The sequence below is a fragment of the Paraburkholderia suaedae genome (genome assembly GCF_040812055.1).
Taxonomy (GTDB): Bacteria; Pseudomonadota; Gammaproteobacteria; order Burkholderiales; family Burkholderiaceae; genus Paraburkholderia.
In genome coordinates this window covers 403622-419342 of the sequence record NZ_JBFOAH010000003.1, presented here as the reverse complement: position 1 = coordinate 419342, position 15721 = coordinate 403622, and the positions used below count along the sequence as shown (strand labels likewise).

The following is a 15721-nucleotide window of genomic DNA, read 5'->3' as shown; positions in this document are numbered from 1 at the left end:
CCTGCATGATGCGTCGGGCACGGTGCCGTACCGCAACCAGGCCGGCTTTGCGAGTGCGGAAGAGATCCACCGCGTGTTCGGCGTCGTGCTGCAGTCGCGCTTCGCGGCGGTGATGTCGACCCACGAATGGGTAGATAGCGTGAAGACTGGCGCGGTGCCCGTACGCGACAGCATCTACAAGTCCAACCGGCGGGCGCGTGGTCTGCGGCAGGATGAGGTGACGCAGCGGGCGGTGTGATTGGCCGTTGCACCTTAGAAGCCGCCATTGATCTCGCGCGAGCGCCGCCGGCGGCTTCGGGTCGATCAGCGACGGTCCCGCGCTCTAGACGTGCGCTTGCCCACTGGCTCGTTCTCCGACAGTCGACCGGCGCGGTCCTTGGAACGCGCCGGACAAATGGGCCAATACGCGCACCATGCGCGCATGATCGGCGTCGAGACACGCCACGCCGTGCTCGACGCGTTCATGCTCTACTTCCGGCACATCCTCAATCCCATCTTAACGAAGGCATCGGCCAGCGCGACACATAGCTCACCGCGCACGAAGGGCGCGCAAGGCACGCTGTGGCGACAATCAAACCGTCGGGAGACGGTAGGCAGTGACGGCCGCGCGCAGCGCCTCGCTGGGGCTCCAGAGTTTCCACAAGGAATCATCGCGCTTACCGCTCACACGGTAACGCGCGACCAGTGCTCGCAACAGCTTCGCTTCGAGATCCAGGATCTGGCGATCCAGCGCCTGCGCAGCAACGCCGCGCTCGTAGACAACAACCGTTTCCGTCGCAACACGGACCGCATGGCCGGTGTGCTCGACCTGCGTCTGCGCATCGGCAACACTCGATTTCGCTTTGCTCGCCAACCCTTGCAAGTCGCGCAAGTCCTCATCGATGATCTCGAGGCGCAGCGCGGCCGTCGACTCATCGAGATCGCCCGGACGTACGTCGGCAATCACCTGCGCGCGTGCGGCGGTTTTTTCGGAAATGCGCTGTTCGATTGCGAGCGCCTCGCTTGTGATGGCGGACCGAGCCTGGGAGGCCGCTTTGTGCTCGCGTTCCGCGAGAACAGCGTGTTCATATACGTTTTCGTTCATGGTCAAGCTTCTAGCGTGGAAAGAAGATTTTGGAGACGGCTCGCCGAGGCATCGGCTCGCGCACGGGCTTCGCGTTGAATCGCAGCGCTCTCCCTCGCTTTGGCCTCGACTTCGGCGCGCGCGCGGTTCGCGGCTTCGCTTTGTTGGACACGCCTGACGGCGTAGAGCTCGGCACGGATCGCCGAAGCGTCCTCTCCTGCCAGCAGCGCGGCATCCAGCGCGGCGCGTAGGGATTCGATTGTTTTTTTCGGCATGACTGTCCTCAAAAGAGCTTCGCAGCCAGCGCGGCTGGCATCGCGCGGTGCTCGTTTAGGCAGTGCTCAATGCGCATCGCTTCGTCGGCGATAACGCGGCGGCTCATGACCACACGCGCACACGCCGCACGCGCCTCTTCCTCGGTCAGCGAAGCGCCACCGTGGACCACATGGTACGCACGGTTGCCGCCGCCCAACAGCCGGTCAGCATTGAGAACCTCGCGACGGCGCGCGGCAGAGTCGGCCGCGGCGTCCTTGATCAGCTGGTTTGGCACTGCGCCGAGCGCCTTCAAGAGCGCGGACGCCGCGTGACTGCGGCGCACACTGACTACCCGCGCGGGACGCCGCTCCGTTTCGCGAAGCGACTTGGCGACCGTGTGGTTACCCGCCGCCGCGCGCTGCCCGGCCACTTCGGCACGAAGCGCCGCCTTCAATTCGTTGAAATTCACTGCGAAACCTCCGGTTGAACGACCGAGCCGCGCGCCGCACGCGGTCTGGTCCGGATCCACTTCGACACTTCTGACTGACGCCACGCGATCGTCGCCAGTGAGGTGCGAACCGGAACGTGGAAACCGCCAGAGGCAACGAGACGATCGAGCGTCGCCGACGCGAGCCCGGTCCGATCGAGCACTGCCGGACGACGAATTAGTTTTTCAGGTGGGCGAGCCATATGGGCCCCTCTAAATTGCGACATCGCCAGTGTCCTGTCACGACTCGCGCGTGAGGTGTCATGAAACGCGATGAGTGACCGAATGGAGAACGCGCGGCCATCGAAAACACCGATTTTTCACCGGAGAAAACACCATGAAGTCGTGACGCGAGGATTGGGTGCGTTACCACCACGCGCCGATGCTCATGTCTGAAGTCGCCTTCGCGCGGCCCGTCGCAGTCCTCCGCCAACGCGTGGCCTTCAAGGCATGCGCCGACCACGTTGAGCTTCACGAACTAGACGGAGTACCCGGGTTCCTGGTCTTCAGCTGCGCCGCGCTGCACGCCGAGATCTCGCCGGCCGCATGCGCGAGGAATTTCCAAGCTCCTCGCAACGAGGCCTGCACTACCTGTCCAATCGGCGAACGCTTTCAGCGCGAAGCTGGGGCGGCAAAAACGTCCACGCAACGGCTCGAATGCCCGTCGTCGTTCGAGCCGAATCGGTTGGAATCAGACATCGAGGACCGTCTTCGGCGCCGCGCCGCAGCTCGGGCGACTGGCAACCAATCGGCGGCGCATTCATGCGTGCGATGCGAGCGAACCGCTCGCGCTGCCGATCGCCTAATCGGGCGTCTGCGTCTCGTGCGCCAGCACACGCTCTGCGTCAGCTGCTATAACCGGGAGCGCGAGGTGATCGACGGCGCGAACGCGAAAGGAGCGCGGCCGGTGAAGTGGGCTTCGCTCAGGCCCGCGCTAATCGAGATCGAGCGCGACGGCCAAAGAAAAGCAATTCATATTGGCCTTTGCAGCGGAGAGCAGGAAGCACGACGCTTGGCAGAGCGGCGCTGGCCAACTTGGGCCTTCGTCAACTATGTGAGCGAACCGCCACGGAAATCCTCCGAATTCAAAAGTCGCCGTTTTGCAACCGAACGGGCGAAGGCAGCGTGATAGTCGCGACATTGACTTCGTCAGTCACTGAGATTCGCTACTGTCTTGTATAGTCGGCGGCTTGGATAATCATCAACGGTCAATATGCCAACCTTCGCCGCCATCAAAATCCATTACGACCACCGCGCGGCGCTGCCGTCATACTTGAAATACTCGGTGGTGCCCAGCCGTCAGCAATACGAAGACTATCTAAAGCTTTTCCGAGAAGATGGCGTCGGCGGCAACGGGTTTCACGAGTGCCTTAACTTCGCGGTGAGCCAGTCGGACACCCTGCGGTTCTATCTACCGCCGACCTCAGTTCCGGCGGCGAAGCGCGAGGACGACGAGTTCGTGTTCTTCTCTTTTACGTACAAAGGCGACCAAGAGCTATCTGCGCACATCGTCGGAGTTCATGCCGGCGTGAACCTAGTCAACCGGGAGGGGCAGGCACGTGGCGAGCCGTTCATCATCGATGGCGTCGAGCCGCTGGTGTTTCACGCCGAAGCGCCGTCGGACCTAGTTACTTTGATCACTCCGACCCTCCCGTACGAGGTTAGTGACGGTTTCTATACCCCGGCCTACCCATCGTGGGGCTACGGCCTGCGCTACATCGACGCGCAGCATGCGGCGAACATTATCCGCGACGCGATCCGGCAAGCGTCGGCCGCGTTGGAGTCGGTGGGGGAATCGGAAAGAATCGTTATCGGTCGGGAGCTTCACGTGCTCCGACGCATCGACGCGCGGTACGGCCTAGGCGCCGGCGACGGTCCACCGAAACAGCGTGGCAGTGCCGGTGGCGGAATGCCCGATACCGAAATCGGCTATCGGGGCGAACGGTTCGTCTACGAACGGGAGCTTGCTTACGTCCAGTCCATCGGTCGAAAGGCTAAGGAGGTCGAATGGACCTCCCAAGTCGCCCCTACATCGCCCTTCGACATCCGGACTTTGCGCCGCAAGCCGGACGGGACTGTCTTTGAGCATTTCCTAGAAGTGAAGTCGAGCGCGATGGGCGAGGGCGACAACGTGTACGTTTCGTCGGGGCAGATCGAGTTCTTCCAGCAGAAGCGGGGGTGCTCAACGTTGTGCCTGGTGAGCTTCGGTGAGAAGGAGGAGCCTTCGGTTCGAGAGCTAACGCTGGACGAGCTGCACGCTGAGTTCGACCTCCTGCCCGTCAAGTACAAGTTGACTCGCCGCGTTTAACCGAAAAAGGAGCAAGCAAGCTGCTGTTAATCAAATTCGACGTAAAGCGGGCGTCGAGTCGGTGTGCTCAAAATAGGCGCTTACGCCAGTCGGAACTCGGCGCCTACCGAAACGCCTATTCGTATCTTATCTTCAGAGCCTCAATCTAGCTTCTCGATGTTGGCGCGCAACATGCCAAGCTCAAGGGTGATTTGACGTGTGGCAAGCATGTGCGCCGGATTGGGGAAGTACTTTGCGACCGGTGCGCGGTCGGCGACGCGGTAGACGCGCCACAATTCATAGCGATCGCGCTCGCGTAATGCCTTTTCGAACTCCTTGCGCGGCCAGTCGAACCGCCCATCGACGCCCATAGTCGACTTTACTTCGATCCAACGCGGTCCCCCATCGGCGTCGATCGAGCGAATGTCGTGGTCGGCACCGGGTTCGTCACGTGATGTCCAAATGACGTAGCGTTCGGGCTCGGCATAACCCATAACGCGCACTTTCTGTAGCTCCAGACGGTAGACAAGCTCTTCGCCGCGCAGACCCAAGAGGCTAGCTCGCTCGATTTCAGCGAGCGTCGGCGGAAGCCAGGTATTGGACGATCCGCCCCCGCGCCCGCCCGACGGGCCTCGTGGCTCGATGTCTGTGCCTTTGTTCGATGCAACGGTCAGAATAACATCTTCTAGATTTGGCAGTTCGAAAGGCGGAGCCGCTGGCGGTGGCGGCGGTGGCGGTGGATTGGTTGAGTGCGGGGGCGCCGGATCGACAGGCCTGACCGGTTCGGTGTTTGTCGGGCCGCCCGTGTCGAGATTGTCGAAGACTTGGCGCAACGCAAGTTCCTCAGCGTCATCCTCACTATCGTCATCGGCCTCGAGATCGATGCCGTCGTTTTCGTCGGTCGCCTTTTGGCGGCCATGACGAATGCCCATCCGATCGAGATATTCCGTGAGCTCTTCATGGGTGCCGCATAGGACAAGCGGAAGGAAGGCGTTGGCGATGCTACGCATCGTCGCCACGCTAGTCGCTCCCGCGATCTCGGCAAGCGCTTCAGCGAGCAGTAATTGGAAGCTGTTCTTGGTCTTTGGCGGAATGACGGCGATCCGTTCTCCGCTGACGGCGACCTCCGCCGGCACGAGAACACCGGCGCCCCCCACGCTGTATCGCCGTTCCATACTTTGGAAAAAGGCGATTTCGCGGACGGCTGCAAGGTGCGCTTCGATCGTTGCAAGCTCCGAAGGCTCGAAGCCGGGATGGCCATGCCGGTTCCGGTCGGCAACCTCATACAACGCACGCGCAAACAGTGGCCGACGCAGCATGGCGAGGACCCGCTCGCTGTACTTGGGCTTGTACCAGAATGGCGGTCGACCCAAGAGACCAAGCACCGGCTCACTCGTGCCCGCGATCGCGGACAGTGGGCGGATGCGGAGACCTACGAAAAATGCGCGAGCCCGCACCGACCGTTCGATAACCCCGATCTCGCTATCGGCGTTACGAAGCGCCTCTTCGAGCGCCAGAAAGTCGGGTTCGACGAGCTTTCCGGAACGCAGTTCGCCAAGCGTGAAGAGTCGCGAACGATCGTCGAGTAAGCAGCGAACATCCTCGAGCCCCTGCGGCAGCCCCAAGCTTGAGCGCGCGCCGTAGGCGTCGAGTAGAATGCGCCGGCGAGGGAAGTCGAGTGGCATGTCGTTGGCCCAAGCACTCCCCACATGGCGGAAGAAGCGCTCCCAATGGCCATCGTTCGATTGAGCCGGCGCGCCAAGCTCCTGATAGGCACGGCCGACTTCATCGGAACAGGGGTAGAGTGGGATCGCCTCGGCTAACGGTGCCGCCGTCCGAGGTCCGACAAGGATTTCCGAAGGCGCGTAATAGCCGTCTTGCACCCAGCAGATTGGCATCTTGGCGATCTCGGACTTGGCGCGACGCTCGCGCCTGATCGCCGCCACGAGCATGGGATAGAGCAGATCTGGCCGATTAGGTGCGCTACCCGCTGCCAGGCGGGACTTGATGAGATCGAGGATGGTTCCGGAATCAGGCGCGTCCTTGAGTCTCAGCTTGTGATAGAGGAGATCGTTGGACCCGCTGACAATCCGGGCATTGTCGCCAATGCACAACCGATTGGTTGCTGTATCGAGATGAAGCATGCCCGGGGCAACGAGCTGGCCCGACCGCGCTTTAAGGCAGGGTATTGCCCGTAGTTCGTCGACAATCGCGGGGCGCAGCAATTTGAGATTGTCGGTGAGCAGCTTTTCAAACCGCTCCGCAGTCTCTGGTCGCTCGGTCATGGCGCGGGCGTAGCGGACGAGGTCCGAGCCGTTTAGCGAGTCGCGGATCCGCAAGCGCGCCATCAAACTGCGCGCGTTCAGCATCTCCTTCGACGGTGCGTCGATCGCTAGGTCAACCAAGCGGGCGAGCGGGTTCTTAAGATGCACCATGTTGGCCGGGGCGACCCACTCGCCGCGCTGGTTCTTGACCACCGGATTGTTGCGCAGCGCTGATAGAGCGGTCCGGCTGATCGGCGCCTCGCGGGTCAGGAGCATTCTGTAGAGGGTTTCGCGTTCCCGATCATCGGGAGCGGCCGTGGCGGCGCGTGCAGCAGCATCGATCAGCCACTGTTCCTCGTTGAATGTTCTGCAATGGCTTGAAATCGATCTGTAGGGAACAAGCGCCGGATGGAGCCTGTTGGCCTCCGGCTCGGGGCAATCGACCCAGAGATCGGGATCAACGACCATCAGTTGGACTGCGGGCCTAAGCTCGCCCGATGCGCTCAGAGTCGACGCCGTATTTCCGAGGTCGGCCCTATGCTGCTTAGTCAATCGCCGCGGATAGGCCGATAAGGCTGCGGCTTGGCGCTTCTGCATGTCAATTGCGGAGAGGGCACCGCTGTAGTCCGTGAACGAGAAATTGGCGTCGTCGCCGACCTTCGTCTCGAGACCACTCGCGTCCTTGCTCGCGCATCGCAGCCGAACCAACGACGAAATAGTGAATCGCTTAGCGCCGCAGCTCGCGACCAGATCACACAACGCTTTATCGCCGGCGAGCGCCGGATCGAGATAGCGCTGAGCGCTGAGGAACCCCGAATACTCCGCTTCAACGGGAAGCACGATCTCGCTCGCACGGGCGAAGTTGGCCTTGGCCTTGTCTCCCGTAGGCCAGCAAGCATCCTTTGCAAGCCGTTCGGCGACTTTGCTGAAAAATCGATCCGGACTGGCGGTGCCGTTGCCGACCAGGGATTTGAAGGCGTCCGCACCATACCTGCTGAGCCAGTCGGTCTTTAGCAGATTGATTGTCAGCTCGACGGCCTGATCGATGAGCCATTCGTTCCAGACGAGGTCGTTGATTCCGCTGCGATCGGTATTGAGTTCGAACGGCGCGCTGACGCTAACGGCGCAACCGGTAAGCGACGATGGCGCCTTCAGTGGATAGTAGAAATGGCCGTGTTGGTCGAGATCAATCCGCCGGCGCGCGATCGGGACGGAGACCGCGATCTTCAACCTGCCGCCAGGCAGCCTGTAATACGCGGGGAAGCGACGTCCTGCATGCTCGGCCGGGATCTCGATCGATCGCGAGAATTCCTCCTCTTGGAACGGCACGCCCCTGCCATTGCCGTCGATGAGCCTCCCGGTCCGCACCACCATACTGACGCCGGCGGCATCGCAGCGTTCGTGCTTCGCGTCCTGCCGCCAGCGCAGCATCCGGCCAGTGCGGATCGAGCGAATGTTGACCTCGCGCAGGCCGCGCTTCTTGCCGCTGAGCGCCAGCTTGACCAGTGTGTCCGGCATTCCCGTCGCCATCAATTTAATGGCATGCTCCTCGCGCTCGACGGTGAAGGCCTCGAGCCTCTCGGTCGACTCCTGCCGATAAGGCACGTGGACGCGAACCCCCTTTTCGCCGCACCAACTCGGGTCCCGCTCGCGTCCCGTTTCCTGGGTCTGAAGATCAAGCAATGCGACCTGCCCGCCAGAACGCACGTGAATTTCATCACCAAAGCGAAAGAGGGAACGCAAGCCGAAATTCTTCGAACCGACGCCGTTTGCTTTTGGCGCCACCTCCTCTGGTTGCCGGCTACCCATCACATTGCCGGTGCCGACGATCACGGAAAGCCGTTCCCATCCGTTGCGGTCGATGCTTCGACCCGTGCCGGTTGCCTCAAGCGAGCGGCTGCCGAAGGTGAGCGTCAGCCTCTCGCCGCCGCCATCAAATTCGTTCTGGACGAGCTCGCGCAGTACGTCGCTCGCATCGTGCCCTGCGACGAACTGCTCGATGAAGCTCGAGCCGATCCTAGTCCGCCGACTGCCGCTGAAGTCGGGTGGGACATAGTCAAGCTCTTTGACGGAAGGAGGCGGGACCGGGGCCTTTCCACGATTCCGGGCGAACCGGCTTGATGGTGCGGCCGCAGTCGTTCCTGCCGAGCTTTCTAATTCCTCGATTGCCAATATCTTGTTCAAACTCCGCGCCTCGCGCTTAGGATGATCACAGTATCGTAGTGTGCAGGTGACACTCATGCAACGACGCGTGAACGTTTGTGGGCCGGCCCCCGATGTCGAGGCTGAAAGGATACCTAGGTGAGCAGCAACCACGCGAATCTTTATGGTTCAACGTCCGCGAATAAGAGGATTTTTGCCGCTACAAATCAACTCGAAAGCCACACTAGCGTCGATCACGGTCGGCTTCACGATGCTGTGTACAGCATCTCAGACAGCCGTCGGGAGGTAACGCGGCGTGTCCCGCCGCACTGACAAGCGCGCAACGGCGGGCCTACACTCGTTCCGGACTTGACAGGAAGGAGTGTAGCGTGACGGTAACGACATCACGATATTCGCCCGAAGCTACCTTGCGCCGACGGCGCCGCAATTACGAGAAGTGGGTCCAAGCGGCTAAGGAAATTCATGGGCAAGACCGGTTTGACTATGGGCCATCCGTGGACCGCTTCCGCACGCAAAAGAACCCGACGGTCGAGGTTATATGTCGGGCGCACGTACACTCTTTTCGTGTGCTACCGATGGACCATCTGCGCTACAAGGGTGGCGGATGCCCGGAGTGCGAATATGCCGCGCGGAGCGTAGGTAGGATGGAGGACCAACAGACAAAATTCTTACGATGGTTCGAGGAGAACTTGGCCGCGAGGCTTGCGCTGGAGAGCCCCTTTTTAGGCATGACCAAGCCCATCCGCATGCGATGCCGCGTCCACGACCAGGTCGAAACCACCAAGCCCACCTACCTAATGGTGGCAGGAACATTTGGCTGCCGGCAGTGTGCCAAGCAAGTTCAGTCGGCGGGGCTACGCCTCAAAGAGGACAAACTGCGGGACGAACTAGAGGGCACCTTGCCGGGCCATGTCCAGTTCCTGGGCGCTCTCTTTGATGAGTCGCGTCGCGCCACCAAGATACGGATACATTGCGAGCATCACGGAGAGCAATGGGTCGTCGCTGCCTACCTTCGGAAGTCTAGCTATAAATGTCCGGACTGCGGCACCGAAAACGTTGGGCATGGAGCATATCGCCTGCGCCGGTTGTTGCAGAAGGGTGAAGATGGCCGGCGCACCTGGCTCGTTGTGGGGGAGGTTGAGGTCTTTGGCATAAGGTCACTGAAGGTCGGCATCACGAGCAGAACACTTGCAGAGCGGTATAGCTGGTATTTGAAGAAAACTTTCTTCTCGGCAAGGCTCAGGGAAATTGATGCTCTTGTGCTAGAAAACAGGGTTCACCGGACGTTCGCGCAGTTTAGCGACCGCCGGATTTTCCTGGCGGGAATGCGAAACGGCAAGCGATGGAGTGGCGACACTGAATGCTACTGGCTGAAACGCCGAGCCAAAATCGAAGCGTTCGTCCGGGAGTTCGTCGAAGAGCTTGCCGTGCAGACGCCGGATTATTGGGCCGAGGTCGAAACTTTTGAGTCTCCTCAGTGGGGTGCGATAGACACCAGCCGGGAAAAAAACCTGTCGAACATGCCACGAGCGGTGGTCTGCCTCGATTCTGGCGTCACCTATGCGTCAATCTCTGAAGCTTCGCGCGCTCTAAACATTCGCAACATCCCTTTGGTTCTCGCAGGGAAGCGCAGACTCGCTGGAGGCGCCAGATGGGCATACGCCGAAGACGCGGAGGCCCAGGCGCAGGAACAGCTCAGGCCGAAGCAATACGCGACTCGAGGTGTACGGTGCATCGAGACGGGCGAAGTATTTGAGAGTCTGACCCAAGCTGGCAGAGCGAAAGGAATTAGCAGCTCGCACATCACCTCGGTTTGCAAGGGCCGCCGAAGTCAGGCCGGTGGCTTTCGCTGGGAGTATCTGCCGAAGGGCACAGAGGTCGGCATACAGCCGGCCGGCGATGATTCGTCGAGCGACACGGTCGAGGCAGGTACCCGAAAACGGTGACGCTTGCACATCGACCTCCATAAGGGGCCGTCACCCATGGCATGGAACAAGCCGTCAGCAAAGGCAAGCAACACTGCATCATCCACTTCGCTTATTCTCCGGTGGTCCATCATGCACCGGCCCTCTCGCTAGTTAGTTTCCACGCGCCACTAACGCCCATTGCCGCGCGTCGTAAAACGAGCGGTTATGTGCTCCTCAAAACGGCGTGTACAAAAATCGGCTTGACTACTTTTGAGCGCCCTCGATAATCGTTACAGCGTTTTTGAGCACCTCTATTAACGTTGATAACGAAGGGAAAAATGAGCCGCACTTTTCTTTACGCGCGTGTAAGCACCGCCGATCAAACCACGGCTAACCAGCTCGCCGAAGTACAGGCGGCCGGATTCGCGGTTCAACCGAAGCGGATCGTTCAAGAGAGCATCAGCGGGAGCGTGCCGGCCAGTGAGCGCCCCGGCTTCGCGAAGCTGATCGATCGGCTCGAGGCCGAAGACATCCTGATCGTCACGAAGCTCGACCGACTCGGCCGCAACGCTATGGACGTTCGAGCTACCGTCGAGCGACTCGCAGAAACGGACGTGCGCGTGCATTGCCTCGCGCTGGGAGGCATGGACCTCACCAGTGCGGCCGGCAAGATGACGATGCGCGTGCTCACCGCCGTGGCAGAGTTCGAAGATGGGACGACCGAAGGCCATCGCCGACGGGAAGCGCAGCGCCGTCCTCGACCGACTGGCAGCTGGCGATAGCGTGGCCAGCATTGCGCGCGACCTCGGCGTGTCGAGACCAACGATCTCACGGATTCGCGACGCCGGCCAGCAGGTGACGGCATGACGGGCGGCAAAGTCAGAGACGCCGTGCAGAACTGGCATGAGCGACTCGCGACGCTGCCAACAGATCAAGGCGCAGCAGCGACAGCCGTGCTACTGGCGCTTATGCGGGCACGTGCGGCGGCCAAGCAAGAACCGGCGCAGTGCGCTGCTTCTCGAACCTAGCGCGCGACGGCCATTTTGGGGTGCCGTCAAGATTCCGACTTTTTCGTACGTTTAGTGGTGAGATCGTCAGATTGAGGTCTTGCACACCGAGAAACGTATGTCAGGCAATGAGAAAAAATCAGCCCTAGCCTGACGCGCTTTGGTCGTAGGCCTGACGTCAGGTAGAAGGATGCCTCGATCAGACAACACGTTGGCATCGATGGCAGTGACCGGGGCCCAGAAGCGGACGTCCGGGAAGGGCGCTCTTATGCCAACTGACTCGGCAGGGTATCGATTGGGGGGGCGGAACCTACCGCCACGGGGTCGGACCACGTCGGCATAGATCATGGTGGCGGTGAGATCGTCATGGCGAAGTTACTCCTGCATCGCCTGAGTGTCGCCACTCGCTAGATGCGCATTGCCTTCCTGCTCGTATTCAAGCTTGCTGGATTGCACGCGTCACCGCTGCCCATAGGGCAACAAATTGACGGTTATACGGCGATAGCGAGTTGTAGGTCCGATTCCTCGACAGACTTCCGCTCCCACATAGATTGGCTGCGTGAGCGGTAGCCCCCGCCGGAGGGGGGCGAGCCGATCGCGCCTAGGCGTCAGTGAATGAAGTCGCGTGCCACGCGACGCTGACGTATCTTCACCACCTGCGACACAGCGGTCGCGACCAGTTCCAGCGGATGCGGTTTTGGGCTCAAAGACGCCGCGACCAGCTTCGAGATAGCAGTTGGATCGCGCAGGAGCGCTTCAAGGCACTTCGCCTCAATCGAGTTTGCAATGCCTGTTTCTTCCTTGACGCTGGCCAGTCTAAATCGAAGGTGGTTCAAGATCTCGTGCTCGTTGAGATTCTTTCCTGCGAGCACTTTCACGAAAGCGCGATACCGGCGCCGGATGATTCCGCGCGCCCGATCCTTCACCTTCATGTTTGCAAGGTGGAAGGCCACGAGAGCGCGTTGCGCCGACGACACGCGAGGCTTCCATAGGAAGCGCGCGATCTCTGGTCGCTCTCCCGCCCATGCCAGATCGACATCAAAAACGGATCGGCGCAAGAAACGATCGAGGTAGGGATGGATGAATCGCCGTGTCTCTTGAATACGGCTCACCGTCTTGGGGCGCAGGGGCGTAGGCCCCCGAAACCGCAAGGAGGGTGCGGGTTGGGCATTGCTCCGGCGCTCCCTTTTGATTTTAGCGTGCTTCTCGCTGCAAAGTCTCAACCGCAATTTGTGCCTGCGACCCTTTGCTGGTGTGAGATCGCAGGCAGGTTTGCGTGGATAGAAGCTGCCCTTGGAGCCTTGGCAGTCGGAGCAGGACGGAACGAGATTCAGCGAGAGGAAGGACAGGTGTGGAAACGCCCTGAGTGTCCTCGGTAGGTAGTGATCAACGGTGATGTTTTTCGACAGACCGCAGTATGGGCACGCCCCGATCTTCTCCGGGTCGCGCAGCGCCTTAATGTACCGGAACGGTTCAGCCTCGGACTCATATAGGTCGTAAAGGAAGCTTGCAAGACTTCGCAATTTGGCGGGAAACAAACGGCGCGGAGTCTGAAACAGTTTGCCGTAGCTATAGAAGGTGGGTTTTAAGCCCTTGTAAGCGCAGGAAGCGTTCTTGACCCGCTCATGCCAGCCCTTGCCCTTATAGGTGCGGGCGTACAGGCCGATGGCATAAAGGTCGTCCTCGGCCGTTCTCAGATAGGGAATGGCGCTAGGCATCGGGGGCCTCGCCTGTGGTAGCCTCCGAGCGCTCGATTAAGTAGCTTACTGCATCTTCCCCTAAGCTCGCGGCAAGGTTTTCGATTTGGCGCCCATCTAGGTCTCCTTGGAGCTGCCGAACGCGGATAGCACGGTCGATGCTTTCTTGAAAGCCTTTGCGGATTTGCTCATCCTCGAAGACGTAATCAGAAATCATGGCGACGTCGGCACCCAGCGTCTGCAAGGAGGGCCTGAACATTTCCGGGAAGCCTTCGGGCGACGTTTTCAGTACCTTGACCGTGCTCCGTTCGAATTCGCGAACAACGAATGGCGAATGGGTGACGATGAGTGCGCGAGAGCCGGTAGCCTGCAATGTGCGAGCGAGCGTTTGCACCATCAGCGTGATAAAGCGCGGGTGAAGGTGGTTCTCCGGCTCGTCGATCAGGACCAGCGCGCTGTCGCGCGAAGCGATCATCAGCCGCGCGCAGAACAGCACCAAGCTGCGCTCCCCCGAGCTGAGGGTGTATCTCCGACCATCCTTGGTTCGCATGAATGGCGCATTCCCACGGTCGAGTCGCGCAACCGCATCTATGAACGGTTCGGACATCGATGTCAGGTCTTCCAGCGAAGTCTGAATGTCGTCGTCGCGATCGGTCCGCCGCGGGCGGTGGGCAGCTGGCTGCGCCGGATGCAATGGCAACCGCAGTTCGCTCACATCGATGAATCCCGAGAGGATTTCCCTCAGCAAGCGGAGGTCGCGAAGGCCGTCTTGGTTCTCGGATCGCGACGAAAGAATCTCATAGATCAACTGCGTCAACTTGCGCCAGTCGCTTGCGCGGACGCCCTGCTCGTAGACTGCAACGCCCTTCCGGCGAAGGGTTGACCACATGGCGCGCTCGTAGGTGAAGACAACTACTTGGATCGGTACCGAGCCCCTGTAGTTTTGGTGTACGCCAGGCCCCAAGTTATCTCCTTCAACGTGCCCGAACTCCGTGCGGTGGTTGAGCACGCATTGGGCTAGTCCCAACAAGAGGTTAGTCTTGCCAGAACCGTTGGGGCCGATGACGACGTTCTGGAGCTGGCGTTGGCCAAGCACCACCGGGAAGTTTAGCCTGAGGGGTAGCACGAAATGCCCGCCCCATAGGGGAACTTCAGCCGCGAGCGATTCAACGTCGGCGAGGCTGGCCATCGCCTGTCGCTGATAGTCCATGCTGCGCCGGAAATCGACGAGCGCGAATCGCTCCTCATCCTCCCGAAAGAACTGCGACCACAAATCATGCGGAGACATCCGCACTTGGCGCAAGATTCGCGAGCTCGGCCGCAATTCGTTCAAGGCGACGAGGTCATTGACCAGCAGGAGTAGGCGCAGAGCCACCTCCCGTGACAGCTGGCGGAACATGTATTGGTATGCCTGTCGATCGCCGACAGACAGGGCGAGTGGGCCAAATTGAGACTGGAAATCCGCAAGCGACATCCAACCCCTTTTGGCGAGATTTTTGTCGCGCAGCCTGTCCTGGCTGGGCGGTTCGCCGGATCTTTCCAGGAGAACAAACTTTGCAGAGAAGCGGGCGCGCCCTGGATTTGGCGATTGAACCACTACGGTACACGGGCGTATCTTGTTTCGACTCACGTTAGGGAGTTCTTCCCACGACGGCAGCTCGATAAGCAACCCGACGTCCTCAAGCTCGGAGGGCAGCGAATCTATTTGCGACGATGCCACCCATACGGTAGGTCGGGATATTTCACTCAAGGGCTTGTTCATTCAGGCTGACGAATTCGAGGAGTAGCGAGCGAGCTCAAGGTCCATGTGACTGGCGGATTTTACACGTTGGCGATCATGAGAGTTCGCAACTGCAACGGAAGGAACCGCAGCTACCGATAAGGGGCGCAGCCGTGCTCACGTTTGCTGATTAGCCTCAAGGACAGCTTTGCGGTTTAACTCGTCCACTTCGACTAGATGGGACAAAGCCGTACAAGCACGTAAAGGTGAAACTAGCGCCTACCCGGCAGACCGACTTCGTGGCTGTTCAAACTGAACTTGAGCGTCCACTTCTTGGCTACGAAATCGGCAACCCGAATGTCCGGGGTGGGGCCGTTCAGCGACATCTTGAGGGCGCCCCATCTTGGTCATCTGCGACGGATGCGTTCGATTAAAAGCAGCGCTTCGACCATTTCCAGCTCGCCGCGAACCGAATCGGCAACGTGAGTCAAACGGGCGACCATGCCGCTGCTCGGCTCATTTTTGGTCGATTCGCCGTCAACATCTGGCTCGCGTGCCGGTCCCAGCGCCGCCAAATATGTAAATATTGAAGCGTCGCCCCGCAGATCGCCGCGCCACCCTTCACGCTTCGCCCGCCCATACACAGACTGACGCGAAACCATAAGCTCCCACGCAATTGCGCCGAACGTGACTGCGCTGCTCAATTCCCATGCGAGCCGGCAAATTCGCCAACGCTCGGGCGAAACCTTCGTGCCTCTTGCCACAATGGGCCTCCTGCGAATTTGGTCAACAGCGGGAGTTCGCTGTTTACCAACTGCCGCGGACATGTAAACAGTCCCGGCGGAACTCATTATTTTTCAATGCGATAAGA

Annotated in this window: 11 protein-coding genes and 2 pseudogenes; 5 read left to right on the top strand and 8 right to left on the bottom strand. The window is 60.3% G+C overall.

Going from position 1 to position 15721, the window contains the following annotated elements:
- Positions 1-238: pseudogene (locus ABQJ48_RS07410) on the top strand (cysteine hydrolase); the annotation flags it as partial.
- Between the two features lie 333 nt (positions 239-571).
- Here the strand turns inward: ABQJ48_RS07410 and ABQJ48_RS07405 are convergent.
- Genes ABQJ48_RS07405 through ABQJ48_RS07390 form a run of 4 tightly spaced genes read right to left on the bottom strand, consistent with a single transcriptional unit; the run spans position 572 to position 2008 of the window.
- Entirely contained in the window at positions 572-1090 is a 519-nt protein-coding gene (locus tag ABQJ48_RS07405) for a hypothetical protein (RefSeq protein ID WP_367837005.1), read from the bottom strand.
- Positions 1087-1338 (bottom strand): hypothetical protein, encoded by a 252-nt coding sequence (locus tag ABQJ48_RS07400; RefSeq protein ID WP_367837003.1) that lies wholly within the window; start codon positions 1336-1338, stop codon positions 1087-1089. Before ABQJ48_RS07400 ends, ABQJ48_RS07405 begins: the two co-directional genes overlap by 4 nt.
- An 8-nt stretch (positions 1339-1346) precedes the next feature.
- Positions 1347-1787 carry a hypothetical protein gene (locus ABQJ48_RS07395; protein WP_367837002.1) on the bottom strand — a complete coding sequence of 147 codons (441 nt, stop codon included), beginning with the start codon at positions 1785-1787 and terminating at the stop codon, positions 1347-1349.
- Positions 1784-2008 carry a helix-turn-helix transcriptional regulator gene (locus ABQJ48_RS07390; protein WP_367837001.1) on the bottom strand — a complete coding sequence of 75 codons (225 nt, stop codon included), beginning with the start codon at positions 2006-2008 and terminating at the stop codon, positions 1784-1786. The genes ABQJ48_RS07395 and ABQJ48_RS07390 overlap by 4 nt, the downstream gene beginning before the upstream one ends.
- 185 nt (positions 2009-2193) lie before the next feature.
- Here ABQJ48_RS07390 and ABQJ48_RS07385 point away from each other — a divergent pair, with 185 nt between their 5' ends.
- Together ABQJ48_RS07385 and ABQJ48_RS07380 are read left to right on the top strand one after the other, a co-directional pair.
- Positions 2194-2934, top strand: coding sequence for a hypothetical protein (locus ABQJ48_RS07385; protein ID WP_367837000.1), 741 nt, complete (start codon positions 2194-2196; stop codon positions 2932-2934).
- 84 nt (positions 2935-3018) lie between these two features.
- Entirely contained in the window at positions 3019-4113 is a 1095-nt protein-coding gene (locus ABQJ48_RS07380; protein ID WP_367836999.1) for a hypothetical protein, read from the top strand.
- 140 nt (positions 4114-4253) lie between these two features.
- Here the strand turns inward: ABQJ48_RS07380 and ABQJ48_RS07375 are convergent, their stop codons facing one another.
- Entirely contained in the window at positions 4254-8540 is a 4287-nt protein-coding gene (locus ABQJ48_RS07375) for a protein NO VEIN domain-containing protein (RefSeq protein ID WP_367836998.1), read from the bottom strand.
- 623 nt (positions 8541-9163) lie between these two features.
- On the opposite strand from ABQJ48_RS07375, the gene ABQJ48_RS07370 reads away from it, so the two are divergent.
- Together ABQJ48_RS07370 and ABQJ48_RS07365 are read left to right on the top strand one after the other, a co-directional pair.
- Entirely contained in the window at positions 9164-10465 is a 1302-nt protein-coding gene (locus ABQJ48_RS07370) for a hypothetical protein (protein WP_367836997.1), read from the top strand.
- A gap of 299 nt (positions 10466-10764) precedes the next feature.
- Positions 10765-11293 (top strand): annotated as a pseudogene (locus tag ABQJ48_RS07365) (recombinase family protein).
- 748 nt (positions 11294-12041) lie between these two features.
- On the opposite strand, the gene ABQJ48_RS07360 reads toward ABQJ48_RS07365, so the two are convergent.
- From ABQJ48_RS07360 to ABQJ48_RS07350, 3 genes are all read right to left on the bottom strand, one after another.
- Positions 12042-13151, bottom strand: a complete 1110-nt coding sequence (locus tag ABQJ48_RS07360) for a hypothetical protein (RefSeq protein ID WP_367836995.1) — start codon at positions 13149-13151, stop codon at positions 12042-12044.
- Positions 13144-14892, bottom strand: a complete 1749-nt coding sequence (locus tag ABQJ48_RS07355) for an ATP-dependent nuclease (RefSeq protein ID WP_367836994.1) — start codon at positions 14890-14892, stop codon at positions 13144-13146. Before ABQJ48_RS07355 ends, ABQJ48_RS07360 begins: the two co-directional genes overlap by 8 nt.
- Before the next feature lie 365 nt (positions 14893-15257).
- A complete protein-coding gene (locus ABQJ48_RS07350) occupies positions 15258-15554 on the bottom strand; it encodes a hypothetical protein (RefSeq protein WP_367836993.1) in 297 nt (98 codons plus the stop codon).
- Between the last annotated feature and the right edge of the window lie 167 nt (positions 15555-15721).

Coding starts and splice junctions, on each gene's coding strand:
- ABQJ48_RS07390 (WP_367837001.1), bottom strand. CDS start 2,008: ATGGCTCGCCCACCTGAAAAACTAATTCGTCGTCCGGCAGTGCTCGAT.
- ABQJ48_RS07400 (WP_367837003.1), bottom strand. CDS start 1,338: ATGCCGAAAAAAACAATCGAATCCCTACGCGCCGCGCTGGATGCCGCG.
- ABQJ48_RS07360 (WP_367836995.1), bottom strand. CDS start 13,151: ATGCCTAGCGCCATTCCCTATCTGAGAACGGCCGAGGACGACCTTTAT.
- ABQJ48_RS07385 (WP_367837000.1), top strand. CDS start 2,194: ATGTCTGAAGTCGCCTTCGCGCGGCCCGTCGCAGTCCTCCGCCAACGC.
- ABQJ48_RS07380 (WP_367836999.1), top strand. CDS start 3,019: ATGCCAACCTTCGCCGCCATCAAAATCCATTACGACCACCGCGCGGCG.
- ABQJ48_RS07355 (WP_367836994.1), bottom strand. CDS start 14,892: ATGAACAAGCCCTTGAGTGAAATATCCCGACCTACCGTATGGGTGGCA.
- ABQJ48_RS07370 (WP_367836997.1), top strand. CDS start 9,164: ATGGAGGACCAACAGACAAAATTCTTACGATGGTTCGAGGAGAACTTG.